The 12,280-nt window shown below is 62.5% G+C and carries 14 protein-coding genes, 1 tRNA gene and 1 other RNA gene; 7 read left to right on the forward strand and 9 right to left on the reverse strand.

Annotated features, from left to right (window positions below; genetic code table 11):
- Positions 1-2: 2 nt before the first annotated feature.
- The 3 genes from D3M59_RS01855 to thiE all read right to left on the reverse strand — a co-directional run bounded on the left by D3M59_RS01855 (position 3) and on the right by thiE (position 2,684).
- Positions 3-638 carry a M23 family metallopeptidase gene (locus D3M59_RS01855; protein ID WP_119531065.1) on the reverse strand — a complete coding sequence of 212 codons (636 nt, stop codon included), beginning with the start codon at positions 636-638 and terminating at the stop codon, positions 3-5.
- A 9-nt stretch (positions 639-647) separates the two neighbouring features.
- Complete coding sequence (locus D3M59_RS01860; protein ID WP_233543098.1) at positions 648-1,688, reverse strand: L,D-transpeptidase family protein; 1,041 nt, start codon at positions 1,686-1,688, stop codon at positions 648-650.
- A 318-nt stretch (positions 1,689-2,006) separates the two neighbouring features.
- Entirely contained in the window at positions 2,007-2,684 is a 678-nt protein-coding gene (gene thiE, locus D3M59_RS01865; protein ID WP_119531067.1) for a thiamine phosphate synthase, read from the reverse strand.
- Between the two features lie 35 nt (positions 2,685-2,719).
- Here thiE and D3M59_RS01870 point away from each other — a divergent pair, with 35 nt between their 5' ends.
- On the forward strand, positions 2,720-3,103 hold the full coding sequence (locus tag D3M59_RS01870; protein ID WP_119531069.1) for a hypothetical protein: 384 nt from the start codon (positions 2,720-2,722) through the stop codon (positions 3,101-3,103).
- 6 nt (positions 3,104-3,109) lie between these two features.
- On the opposite strand, the gene D3M59_RS01875 is transcribed toward D3M59_RS01870, so the two are convergent.
- Genes D3M59_RS01875 through tkt form a run of 4 tightly spaced genes read right to left on the reverse strand, consistent with a single transcriptional unit; the run spans position 3,110 to position 8,199 of the window.
- Entirely contained in the window at positions 3,110-3,991 is an 882-nt protein-coding gene (locus tag D3M59_RS01875) for a fructose bisphosphate aldolase (RefSeq protein ID WP_119531071.1), read from the reverse strand.
- A gap of 10 nt (positions 3,992-4,001) precedes the next feature.
- Positions 4,002-5,204, reverse strand: coding sequence for a phosphoglycerate kinase (locus tag D3M59_RS01880; RefSeq protein ID WP_119531073.1), 1,203 nt, complete (start codon positions 5,202-5,204; stop codon positions 4,002-4,004).
- A gap of 5 nt (positions 5,205-5,209) precedes the next feature.
- The gene (gene gap / locus D3M59_RS01885; RefSeq protein ID WP_119531075.1) at positions 5,210-6,217 is read right to left on the reverse strand and encodes a type I glyceraldehyde-3-phosphate dehydrogenase; all 1,008 of its coding nucleotides are present in this window, start codon (positions 6,215-6,217) and stop codon (positions 5,210-5,212) included.
- Entirely contained in the window at positions 6,214-8,199 is a 1,986-nt protein-coding gene (gene tkt / locus D3M59_RS01890) for a transketolase (RefSeq protein WP_119532818.1), read from the reverse strand. Before tkt ends, gap begins: the two co-directional genes overlap by 4 nt.
- Positions 8,200-8,333: 134 nt before the next feature.
- Between tkt and D3M59_RS01895 the strand changes: the two genes are divergently transcribed.
- From D3M59_RS01895 to D3M59_RS01915, 6 genes are all read left to right on the forward strand, one after another.
- A complete protein-coding gene (locus D3M59_RS01895; RefSeq protein ID WP_119531077.1) occupies positions 8,334-8,516 on the forward strand; it encodes a hypothetical protein in 183 nt (60 codons plus the stop codon).
- Positions 8,509-8,823 (forward strand): cell division protein ZapA, encoded by a 315-nt coding sequence (locus tag D3M59_RS01900; protein ID WP_119531079.1) that lies wholly within the window; start codon positions 8,509-8,511, stop codon positions 8,821-8,823. Before D3M59_RS01895 ends, D3M59_RS01900 begins: the two co-directional genes overlap by 8 nt.
- 11 nt (positions 8,824-8,834) lie before the next feature.
- A non-coding RNA gene (gene ssrS, locus D3M59_RS12430) (6S RNA) lies at positions 8,835-8,987 on the forward strand.
- Positions 8,974-9,561 carry a 5-formyltetrahydrofolate cyclo-ligase gene (locus D3M59_RS01905; protein ID WP_119531081.1) on the forward strand — a complete coding sequence of 196 codons (588 nt, stop codon included), beginning with the start codon at positions 8,974-8,976 and terminating at the stop codon, positions 9,559-9,561. The genes ssrS and D3M59_RS01905 overlap by 14 nt, the downstream gene beginning before the upstream one ends.
- The gene (locus tag D3M59_RS01910; RefSeq protein ID WP_119531083.1) at positions 9,558-9,770 is read left to right on the forward strand and encodes a DUF2842 domain-containing protein; all 213 of its coding nucleotides are present in this window, start codon (positions 9,558-9,560) and stop codon (positions 9,768-9,770) included. The genes D3M59_RS01905 and D3M59_RS01910 overlap by 4 nt, the downstream gene beginning before the upstream one ends.
- Positions 9,771-9,833: 63 nt before the next feature.
- Positions 9,834-10,898 (forward strand): cell wall hydrolase, encoded by a 1,065-nt coding sequence (locus D3M59_RS01915; RefSeq protein WP_119531085.1) that lies wholly within the window; start codon positions 9,834-9,836, stop codon positions 10,896-10,898.
- A gap of 45 nt (positions 10,899-10,943) precedes the next feature.
- Here D3M59_RS01915 and D3M59_RS01920 read toward each other — a convergent pair.
- Both D3M59_RS01920 and D3M59_RS01925 read right to left on the reverse strand, forming a co-directional pair.
- Positions 10,944-11,020: transfer RNA gene (locus D3M59_RS01920), tRNA-Asp, on the reverse strand.
- A gap of 51 nt (positions 11,021-11,071) precedes the next feature.
- On the reverse strand, positions 11,072-12,229 hold the full coding sequence (locus D3M59_RS01925; protein ID WP_119531087.1) for an AI-2E family transporter: 1,158 nt from the start codon (positions 12,227-12,229) through the stop codon (positions 11,072-11,074).
- Between the last annotated feature and the right edge of the window lie 51 nt (positions 12,230-12,280).

A 12,280-nucleotide genomic window follows, 5' to 3' on the forward strand; every position in this document is an offset into this window, starting at 1 on the left:
CCCTAACGCTTCGCGGCGTTTCCGGCAAGAAGCGGATAGGGGTTGATCGGCGTGCCCTGATACCATTTCTCACCTGGCGCCATGCGGTTGACGGCGAAGTGCAGGTGCGGTCCTTCCGGATTGGCGTTCCCGGTGTACCCGACATAGCCGACAGGCGAGCCGCGATGCAGGCGCTGCCCTTCACGCAGCCCGGGTGCATAGGCGCTGAGGTGAGCGTAGTAATAATTCCAAAGACCGTCGTCGGAGCGAACATACGCCGAGATCCCGCCCCCACCGTTGCTGAAATACAGCTTCTCGACCCGCCCGGGGGCAGCGGAAACCACCGGCGTGCCCGTTGCCGCCATGATATCGATAGCGTCGTGGCGGCGAGCGCCCCCTGCCCTTGCTTGCGTGTAGGTATCGACCAGTTGACCAGGTCGAACGCCGGCGACCGGGATTGCCAACCCGGCAGGGCCGACGACTACGCTGCCGACCGCGACCGGCGCCGCATCACCTGCGGGATTGACGACAGTGTCGGTGCTCACAGCGACCTGGTTGGGAGCGATGGTGCCGGTAATGCCGAAGTAGAAAATGGTCGCAGCCGCGAGTAGGACGCTGCTGACAACTACCCTTCCAATTCGATTGACGATCGCTCCCATAGTCTTTCCCTAGGCCTGAAATACGGCCTTGAAGCCCGGCTTCATCATGCGCGACAGCCGCAGAACGTCCCAGTTGGTCATGCGGATGCAGCCATGGCTTTCAGCCCGTCCGATCGTCTGAGGCTCGGGAGTTCCGTGGATTCCGTAATGTTCCTTGGTCAAGTCGAGCCAAGCCACCCCGACCGGGCCGTTCGGTCCCGGCGGCAGCTTCTGATCTTGCTTGCCATCATCGACATCCCAGAAAAGGTCTGGTTGGTAGTGGAAAGGCGGATTGTAAGCGTAGGTCGTCACCTTCCAGTTGCCGATGGGCAGCGGGTCGTAGCCCGAGCCGGTCGTTACCGGAAATTGCGCGACGAGCTTGTCGTCCTTGTCCATCACCTTGAGCAGGCCTTCGGACTTGTCGACGACGATATGGTCGCCGGACGGCTGCCCGGCATCGACGTTGAGCTTGCGCATCAGCGCGGCATGTTCCGGCTTCAGGTCCCCCTCATAGTCGGTACGGGACGCGACGACGTTGGGCAGGCGAAGCGATTGACCGATGCCGATGAGAGCGGTCGGGCCGTTCAGAGCGATGATCGTGCGCGGTGTCGTGTGATAACGCTCGGCAACCTCTTCCAGCATGTTGCGGTACTTGAGTCCCTCTGCCTTGGCCTGCGCCTCCGGTTTCTTGGGAAAGGGATAGAGGTAATCACCGCTGATATCGGCGGGAGACAATTTCACGGTCACTGTCGACGGGCGGTTGCCTTCACGCAACAGAGCTTGCCTTGTCGCGCCATCGAGTTCGCCGGTCACGGGCAGGTCGCGGGCCTTCTGGAATCCGCGGATAGCAGACTTGACGACCATTCCGTTCTTCCCGTCGATTACGCCGGTCGAGAACCCCATCGTGTTGAGCAGGACCTGCGCATGAAAGATGGTCCCGTCGATCTCGCTGCCTGGAGTGCCCGGCGCGACCCACGGCTTGGCCGGGGCGGAAGGCGATGACTGGGCAACGGCAATGACGGCGCTCGTGGCGGCGAACAGGCCGATGGCGACGCGGCGATACAGGGGCACGCAGCTCTCCTCACTTCGATGAGAAGGTGAAACGAGCTTACACGCAGGAATATCCCTGCGATTATTGCCTGTTCAATTGCTACCGCTCGAGCGAAGCGGTCCGGTTCACTGAAGACTTCGCCCATTCCATGCGGCCGGACCGATCGCGACCGGACCGATCAGGGCAGGATGTCTAACTACTGCGCTCCAGCCTCGGCACGGACAAAATGCAATATTCGGGCGCCATCCGCGCAACCTCCGACAACCAGAGCGCGGTGATGCAGCGGCCGGACAGGGAGGTTGTTCGGATTAGCGCGTGGCGCCGTATGCGCCGCCATCTCAGTTGGCTGGCTCACCGCGCAGGACTTCATTGAACCGGCGCACCGCGGCTCCCGGGTTGTCCGATCCCCAGACCGCATTACACACCGCAACGAAATCGGCGCCCGCGGTTACTAACGGCGCGGCATTGTCGGGGGTAATTCCACCGATTGCCACACAGGGAATTTCGAACAGCGATGCCCACCAGCTCAATAATGCCGGATCCGGGCGATGCTCGCTGAGCTTCGTCGTGGTGGGATAGAAGGCACCGAACGCGACATAATCGGCACCCGCCTCCCCTGCCTCCATCGCGAGATGCCGGCTGGCGTGACATGTCACACCAATCTGCTTCGTCGGCCCAAGAATGGAGCGCGCTTCGCGCGCGTCACCATCCGACTGGCCCAGATGTACGCCGTCGGCATCGAGACGCTTTGCGAGGCTGATGCTGTCATTGACGATGAAGGCAACGTCCGCGTCTGCACAAATGCGCTGCAACGGCTCGGCCAGCCGTGCAAGTTCGTGCTGGTCAATGCCCTTCACACGCAACTGGAAAGCGGCGACTGGTCCAGCGGAAAGCGCGGCCTTCAACCGGTCAGAGAAATTTCCGCCTACATCCTGCGAGCTGATGAGGTACAGCTGGCATTGCTCGCGGCGCTCGGGCGGGGGAAAGGCGGACAGGTCGGCTTCATCCTCAATCATGCGCCGCTCAATAGCGTGGGGAGAGGCTTCGTCCAATGAAACTGCTCATTCCGATCGCCGCAGCGTTAGCGTTGGCCGCCTGCGGGCCGAAATCGACCCCGCCACCTCCGCCAGGCCCGGTTGCGGGACTCGGCCAGGCCGCTGAAGTCAACGGGCTTCGCCTCCGGCCGCTGGAAGTCGTCGAGGACAGCCGGTGCCCAGCGCGCGTCGAGTGCGTCTGGGCCGGACGCGTGCGCGTGCTCGTGGCAGTTGGCGCGCCGGGCGGCGGCGAGATCAGTCGGCACGAACTCACGCTCGGACAGGCCGCCAGCATCTATGGTGGCATGCTGACGCTGGTGAATGTCGATCCGCCGAAAGGATCGTTGGGATCGCTTGAGCGCGAAGCCTATCGCTTCACCTTCGCCTACAGCCGGCCCTGACCGGGATCAGGCCACCGACGCGCAGTAGATGTCGTCGATCGCAGTTCCGAGCGACGAATCAAACTCTTCGTCTGTCATATCAGCGCGAAGGTCAGACAGCAGCGCGCGGCTGAAGCTGGCGATCATGCCGGGATTCTTCGCCAGTTCCTGACAGGCTTCGTCGCGGCCGAAACCGCCCGACAGCGCGACAACGCGAAGCACCTTGGGATGATCGACCAAGGGCTGGAACAGGCCCGCTTCGGCCGGGATCGACAGCTTTAGCATGACGGGCGCCGAAACGGAGTCGAGCGCTTTCAATATCTCGTCCCGGAGGATGACGTCCGACTGGGCGCGATCCGCGCTTTTGATGTTCACTTCCGGCTCGATGATAGGGACCATGCCATACGCAAGCACCGCTTCACCGACTTCGAACTGCTGCTTTACTACGGCCGCGATGCCCTCGGCGTTGGCGGCGTTGATAACCGAGCGCTCCTTGGTGCCGAACACGCCAAGCGCCTTGGCGCGGGTCAGCAGTGCGTCCAGCTCCGGCATCGGCTTCATCATCTGCACGCCATTGACCTCGTCCTCGAGGCCCTTGTCGATCTTGATGAAGGGGATGATGTTCTGCTCGGTCAGGGCCTGCGGTGTCGGCTTGCCGCCCACCTGACCGTCCATGGTCCGTTCGAACAGGATGGCGCCGAGCACCTTGCCCGATCCAAAACAAGGCGAAGTAATGATGCGGCTGCGCATCTGGTGGATGAGGTCGAACATTTCCTCGTCGCTGGACCAAGCATCCTCATTGAGACCGTAGCCTTGTAGCGCCTTGGGCGTAGAGCCTCCGCTCTGGTCCAGTGCCGCAATGAACCCATCACCCTGCGCAATCCGCGCACGCATCTCTTCGTTGGTCATCCTGTCCGTCCTATTGCTCGAGGGCCGCGACACCCGGGAGGGCTCGGCCTTCCATCCATTCGAGGAACGCCCCGCCAGCGGTCGAGACGAAAGTGAAATCCTGCGCAACGCCGGCCTGATTAAGCGCCGCAACCGTGTCGCCGCCACCAGCAACGGAGACCAGACTGCCGTCCTGAGTCAGCGCCGCCGCAGTTTTTGCCAGTGAGACAGTGGCGACGTCGAACGGCGGCGTCTCGAAAGCTCCCAGCGGGCCATTCCAGACCAGCGTGCGGCAGGTCTTCAACGCATCAGAGAGGGCCTCGACGGCAGCCGGACCAACGTCAAGAATCATTTCGTCCGGCGCGACTTCGTGCACGTTGACCGTGCGCAGCGACGGCGGATTGGGCGCGAATTCTTTCGCCACAACCACATCGTACGGCAAGTGAATGATGCACCCCGCTTCGTCCGCGCGATCGAAGATGCTCTCCGCCTCACCAATCAGGTCCCGCTCGCACAGCGATTTGCCGACATCGACCCCGCGAGCGGCCAGAAAGGTGTTCGCCATCCCGCCGCCGATGATCAGGTGATCGACCTTGCCGACAAGGTGCGACAGCACCGCGAGCTTCGTCGATACCTTGGCGCCACCGACAACGGCAGCGACAGGCCGCTCCGGTTTACCCAATGCCTTCTGCAGCGCCGACAGCTCCGCCTCCATTGCCCGGCCAGCAAAGGCTGGCAGGAGGTGGGCAACGCCCTCGGTCGACGCATGGGCGCGATGGGCCGCCGAAAAGGCATCGTTAACGTAATAGTCGCCGAGCGCGGCCATTCCCTTAGCGAGTTCGGCATCATTCGCCTCCTCGCCAAGATGGAAGCGGGTGTTCTCGAGAATCCCGATCGACCCCGGTAGCATGATCGAGATGGCCCGCTCCGCTTCGGGTCCCTGACAATCTTCAATGAAGCGAACCGACCGGCCCGATAATTCTGTGAGGGGGCTAACCAGCAATGCCGTCGACATATCGGGACGGACATGACCTTTGGGCCGTCCGAAATGCGACAGGAGTAGGACTATTGCCCCCTTCCCCGCCAGTTCCTCGATCGTCGGCAATGCCGCGCGCAGGCGGGTGTCATCGCTGACCGACCCGCCCTGCATCGGCACGTTGAGGTCCACTCTCACCAGCACCCGCTTACCGGTAAGATCGGCGGGCAGATCGTCGAGCGTCTTGAAGCGAGCCATGGCGGTCAGATCAGCTTGGCGATGGCGCCCGCCGTGTCGACCATGCGGTTCGAGAAGCCCCACTCGTTATCGTACCAGCTGACAACGCGAACGAGCTTGCCTTCGAGCACGGCTGTCTCAAGGCTGTCCACGGTCGAGCTTGCCGGTGCGCCGTTGAAGTCGATCGAAACCAGCGGCTCATCGGTATAGTCGAGAATGCCTGCCAGCGGACCGCTGTCGGCGGCTGCTTTGAGGATTGAGTTTACTTCGTCCCGACTTGTGTCACGGCCCGGCGTGAATGTCAGGTCGACGAGGCTCACGTTCGGAGTCGGCACGCGAACTGCCGATCCGTCGAGCTTGCCCTTCAACTCGGGCAAAACTTCGCCAACCGCGCGGGCCGCGCCGGTCGTGGTCGGGATAATCGACATGCCGGCAGCGCGAGCACGGCGCATGTCGCTGTGGATCTGGTCGAGGATTTTCTGGTCGTTAGTGTAAGCGTGGATCGTGGTCATCAGACCGCGCTCAATGCCGATGGCGTCATTGAGGACCTTGGCGACCGGGGCCAGGCAGTTGGTCGTGCAGCTGGCGTTGGAGACGATGGTGTGCTCGGCGGTCAGCTTGTCGTGGTTTACGCCGTAAACGACTGTGAGGTCAGCGCCCTTCGCAGGGGCCGAAATCAGGACCCGCTTCGCGCCAGCATCCAGATGTTTCTGGCCGCCTTCTCGGTCGGTGAAGAAACCGGTGCATTCAAGCGCGATGTCGACGCCCAGTTCTTTGTGCGGCAGCTTGGCGGGATCGCGTTCCGCGGTCACCTTGATGCGCTTGCCGTTGACGATCATCACATCACCCTCGGCACTGACGTCGCCCGGGAACGGGCCGTGGACGCTGTCGCGCTTGAAGAGCATCGCGTTCGCCTTGGCGTCGGCCAGGTCGTTGATCGCGACCAGTTCCAGGTCGTGGTCGTCGCGCTCCAGAATGGCGCGGGCAACGAGACGGCCGATACGGCCGAAGCCATTGATGGCGACTTTGGTCATGCAATTTCCCTTGCTTTGAGGTGCGCGACAACGCGCTCGGTGATCTTGGGCGCGGTCAGCCCGAAATGGTCATACAGATTTGGGGCCGGCGCCGACGCGCCAAAACGGTCGATCCCGAACCGAAGGCCGTGAAGCCCAGTGTAGCGCTCCCAACCGAACGTCGTCCCGGCCTCGATGGACACGCGAAGAATCTCACGGTTCGACACGTCAGGCAGGATGTCTTCGCGATAAGCAGCATCCTGAGCATCGAACGCTTCGGTGCACGGCATCGACACGACATCGGCGCCGATGCCGCGTTCCTCAAGCAACCGCGCGACATCTGCGGCGATCTCAACTTCCGAACCGGTCGCAATCAGAATCACCTTGCGAGCCGCCTGTGCAGACTTGAGGCGATAGGCACCCTTGGCGGAAAGGTTCTCGCCTTCCGCCTTGATACGCATCGGTGTGAGGTTCTGGCGCGACAGGGCCAGCAGGCTCGGCCCGTCATTGGTCAACGCAGCCGCCCAACACTCGGCGGTCTCGACCGCATCAGCAGGCCGATAGACGTGCAGGCCCGGCATGGCGCGAAGGCTTTGCAGATGTTCGATCGGCTGGTGCGTCGGGCCATCCTCGCCCAAGCCGATCGAGTCATGGGTCATGACGTGTACAACCTTGGCCGTCTGGAGGGCGCCGAGGCGGATTGCGGCCCGGCTGTAGTCGCTGAAAACGAGGAAGGTGCCGCCGTAGGGTAGGACGCCGCCGTGTAGCGCCATGCCGTTCATAGCAGCGGCCATGCCAAATTCGCGGATGCCGTAATAGATGTAGCGCCCGCCGTAATTGTCCGACGTAAGCGGCTGAAGTGTCTTGGTCTTGGTATTGTTGGAACCGGTAAGGTCGGCCGAGCCGCCGATCGTAGAGATGTTGGCGGCGTTGATCGCCTCCAGTGCCATTTCCGACGCCTTGCGCGTGGCGACCTTGGGCAAATCAGCAAGCAGCCCATCTAGGTAAGGCTTCAGCCAGCTATCGTCGAGTTTCCCCGCCATGCGATCGTTGAAGTCGGCTGCCTTGCCGCTCGCCTCCAGGCGCTTCTTCCACTCCGCACGCTCAGAGGCGCCGCGCGACCCGGCCTCCCGCCACGCCTTCGCGACATCGTCGGGCACCTCGAAAGGCTCGAGGTCCCAGCCAAGTTCCTTGCGCGCCGCGGCAATCTCGTCCTTGCCGAGGGGGGCGCCGTGCGTGGCAGCAGTGCCCTGCTTGTTCGGGGCGCCGTAGCCGATGATCGTCTTGCAACGGATTAGCGACGGGCGGGGATCGGCGATTGCCTCTTCAATGGCCTTCGACACCTTGCCGCTGTCCATGCCGTCGCATTCGGTAACGTGCCAGCCCATCGCTTCGTGGCGGGCAACCACGTCTTCCTTGCGACTGAGCTCCGTCGACCCGTCAATGGTGATCCGGTTGTCGTCCCAAAGGACGATCAGCCGGCCGAGCTTCAAATGTCCCGCAAGGCCGGCGGCTTCGTGGTTGATACCTTCCATCAGGCAACCGTCACCCGCGATGACATAGGTGCGGTGGTCGACCAGGTCGTCGCCGTAGATCGCGTTGAGGTGACGTTCGGCGACGGCCATGCCGACCGCAGTCGCCAGTCCCTGCCCCAAGGGACCCGTTGTCGTTTCAACGCCTGGCAGCATGAAATTTTCAGGGTGACCGGCGCACGGGCTGACTAGCTTCCGGAAGTTCCGGATGTCGTCCATCGTCGGCCGTTCGTAGCCAGTCAAATTGAGCAAGGCGTAAATCAGCATCGACCCATGGCCCGCCGATAGAACAAACCTATCACGATCGTGCCAATGCGGGTCGGCTGCATCAAATTTCAGGTGCCGTGTGAAAAGCGCGGTGGCGGCATCGGCCATGCCCATCGGCATGCCCGGATGGCCACTGTTGGCGGCCTCGACCGCATCCATCGCCAGGGCACGGATGGCATTGGCGAGTCGGCGTTGCGTCGGCATGAATTCTCCCATGGGTCGGCCGGTTGGCGGGATTCGGCTGGCCGATGGTTTGGTGCCTATTGTCGCACGACCGCGCGGCGTCAACCTTACGGGCTTCTTGCGGTGCGGCGCGGACTTGCCTAGGCCAATGAACGATGGACGCTAAGCCGCTGGAAAACGCACTGGACCGGGCCGAACGAGCGCTTATGCGCATCGAACGCTCGGTCGCGCGCGGGGCGATGCATGTCGGCCGTGACGAAGCACTGCGCGCCAAGGTTGCCGGTGCGCTAGCCGAACTGGACGAGTTGCTGAGGGACGCGGGCCGCCAAGATGGCTGAAGTCGAACTCACCATCGCCGGACGACTGTATCGGGTGGCGTGCCGTAACGGCGAGGAAGAAAATCTTCGCGCCGCCGGATCACTGGTGGACGCCAAAAGCCGGGAGGCTCTGGCTGGGCTCGGTACCTTGTCCGAATCGCGCCAGTTGTTGTTCGCCGCTCTTCTGCTGGCAGATCAGTTGGTCGACGGCCGCCAGGCCGAAATACAGACCGTCATTGATCCGGGGCTGGTGGAACGGTCAGAACAGCTTGCTCAGCGGCTCGAATCTCTCGCCGATGCCCTTGAGCATAACGCCGGCGCCGCCTAAGTAGGTGGCGACGGGTTCTGCCTCGTACGAGCTGATAATATCCCTGAGGCGATTTCCGATCCATGGGAGCTGTCCCTACCTGGACCCTGGTCCGGGAACACGGTGCCCACCTGACGTTCTTGGCGTCAGAGGATTTTAGAGCAAACGGCCATGGTGGTCCCGTCACTTCCCCTTCCCGCCAACAAGGTTGCGCTTCGCCGGCTGGCGAGAGAGCGTCGCAAGACTTTCGTGGAAGACCTTGATCTGGAAAGGAAGAGCCAGCTTGAACTTGCTCTGGTGGAACATCTGCGCCCGCTGCTGGAGAAAGCGCGAATCATTGGCGGCTATTGTCCGATGACCATGGAAATTAGCCCCTTGCCGGCACTTGAAATCGCTCGCCAGTACGGCGGGACCATCGCGTACCCCGCATTTGCAAACCGGCTCGATCCTTTCCGCTTTCTCGAGGGCAAACCTACCAGCCCGGGCCCGTGGTCCGTCGACCAGCCAGCCCTGTCGTCACCGGCGGTGTATCCCGACCTCGTCCTGCTACCGCTGCTCGCCATCGACCGAAAGGGAACGCGCTTGGGACAGGGCAAAGGGCATTACGACCGAGTTGTCGGCGACTTGCGGCGCAGAGGCGCGCAGCTGATCGGCGTCGGATGGGAGATTCAACTGATCGAAGGGGAAATTCCGGCCGACGCCTGGGATATTCCGCTGGACGGTTTCGGATCGCCGTCGGGCCTGGAGTTGTTCCGATGAATCAGCCGAGCTGGCGCAAACCCGCCGGCATTTTCTTCATTTTGGCACTGATTGTCGTTTGGGCGGTGCTGATCGCATCAGCGGCGGATCATGTCGGCAATTGGCCGATCCTGGCCCAGTCCGCCTTCTATTTAGTGGCAGGGATCGCCTGGATTCTACCGCTCAAACCCCTTCTCCGCTGGATGGAATCGGGACATTTCAAAGACTGAAACGACCCGTTCGTCGACGGTTCATTGATTTAAGTGTATTGGGGCACCAAATCACCACGCCCCATGACCATTGCACTCTTCTCCAAGCCCTTGAGGCCCTGGCGCACCCATCCGCGGGAAACCGTCGCGGCCGCGGCATTGTCGGTCGTGGGCCTCGTGGCCCTTGGCCAAGCGAGTGGGGCAACAACCTTACTGCCGGATTTCCAGAAAGCGCGGGACGCCGTTTCGACGCCCGCTGCGCCCCCGCCCGCCCTGCCCTACGATCTCCGGCCAATCGCGCCCGAGACCGCGGTCGCGGTCAATGCAAAAATACCCGTGGCGGGCGCCGGCAGTGCCGCCAGCCCCTTTTCGATGGGCAATGCCTCGGCCGAGGTGCGGGCGCGGGCGCTCGAATGCCTGACCAGCGCCATTTACTATGAAGCGGGGCAGGAAAGCACGGACGGCCAGCGAGGCGTGGCACAGGTGATCCTCAATCGCGTCCGTCATCCGGCATTCCCGAGCAGCGTGTGCGGCGTGGTCTATGAAGGGTCGACGCGTCCAACCGGGTGTCAGTTCACCTTCACCTGTGACGGATCTATGACGCGCCGCCCCGTCCCGGCACTCTGGAACCGCGCACAGGCGGTCGCCCGCGACATGCTGTCCGGCCGCGTCTATGCGCCGGCCGGCCATGCAACCCATTATCACGCCAATTATGTTGTTCCTTACTGGGCCTCGAGCCTGGTCAAGACGACGGTCGAGGGCGCGCACATCTTCTATCGCTGGACAGGCAGCTGGGGCCAGCCGGCGGCATTTACCAGCCGCTGGTCGCGCCAGGAAGCTAATCCCTCCGCGCTACGTCTTGCTGCGCTAAGCGTGCCGCACGTGACGCCTGCGACGAAACAGGCCTCTGCAACGGTCGAAAAGCTTGAAGCCGCCGGCGCCAAGGTCACGACCGAGGCGGGCGGCCGCGTCCGCGTCCGCTTCAGCCAGGAAGCCCGTGACGCAGTCGAGAAGGTCAAGGTCACGCCCTACGTCGAACGTGTCGCCGCGTCTGACAACCTGCGTTACGCCCTTGGTGGCGGAGAGAACACGACGGCCAACCAGGCAGCCTTCGGCGCTGGTGCAAGCAGCGCGGCGGCAAGCAACTGACCTGGCCCGAACGAGCGGCCATCCCAGTCATCGATATGAAGAAAATGGCGCGAGTGACGGGGCTCGAACCCGCGACCTCCGGCGTGACAGGCCGGCGCTCTAACCAACTGAGCTACACCCGCGCTTTGGCGTGGGCGGCCAACTAGGTCAGGCCCCTTGGGCTGTCAACAAGCCTAATCGTCTTTTTCTTCATCTTCGCCGACATGGGTCAGCGTCCCGTCCTCGAACAGGAAGCCGGCAATGTCCGGCGTGCCGGCCGCGGCGAAGACTGTCTTGAAGATAATCAGCAGTGGTACGGCCAGCAGCGCACCCGTCGTCCCCCAGACCCAGGCCCAAAAGGACAGCGACACTAGGATCAGCAGCGGGTTGATAGTCAGGCGCTTCCCAACGATCATCGGCGTGATCGCATTCGCCTCGATCATGTGAAGCGCGATAAAAATGGCCGGAGGCAGCAGCGCCGCCCACGGATCGACAAAAGTCATTAATCCGCCAAGTGCAAGCAGGAGCGATGCCGCGATCGGCCCCAAGTAGGGAATATAATTGAGCACCGCGACGATGCCGCCCCACATGAGGGGTGAATCCATCCCCAGCGCCCAAAGAATAGCTGCGGTCAGCGCCCCCAGAGCAACGTTGATGACGGTGATGGTGCCGATATAGGTCGAGGTCGCGTCGACTGTCTGCTGAATGACGCGGGCCGTGGTCAGGGCGCCTTCAAAACTGCCGCGGCTAACGATGGTGCGTTTTCGCATGCCGGTCCAACCAGCGAGGAAGAAGTAAATGACCAGCAGCGCGAAAAACAGCTGTACGGCGGCATGCGGCGCAGATGCAGTAATAATCCCGAGCATGGAATTCGGCGTTTCGACCCGCACGGTCCGCGCATTGTCGGCCTCAATGGAGATTTTCGCTGCGGTCTGATCGATGAACTTTTCGAGATTCGAATATAGGTCAAGCAGCGGCGCAAGCGCTTCGGTCACCCGATTGATTCGCTGCGGGATGAGCGCGACCCAGTCGATCGCCGGAATGACGATGGCCGCCACCGCAAATATCGCGATCGCCAGAAAGATCAGGACGCACAGCCCTGATGCGAGCTTGGGCGGCACTCCGCGCCGCTCGAACCATTCCAGCATCGGCACCAGCGCGATGGCAACGACGAGCGCCGCGGTGACTGGCAGGAAGAATTCGGCACCGGCGCGCAATGCGAACGGCGTTGCCAGCAACAGGCCGATTCCACCGATCAACGTCAGTGATGCAAGCAGTCGCACCCGTTTGACCTGGAGCGACTCCAGGTCATTGCCATGCGAATCGCCCGTTGCCCCTGTGCGCGCATCCATGGTGCGACATTACCATCGGCGGTCGGCTTAGCTAGATGGCGCGGTAAGCCA

The sequence above is a fragment of the Sphingomonas edaphi genome, assembly GCF_003583725.1.
GTDB classification, from domain to species: Bacteria; Pseudomonadota; Alphaproteobacteria; order Sphingomonadales; family Sphingomonadaceae; genus Sphingomicrobium; species Sphingomicrobium edaphi.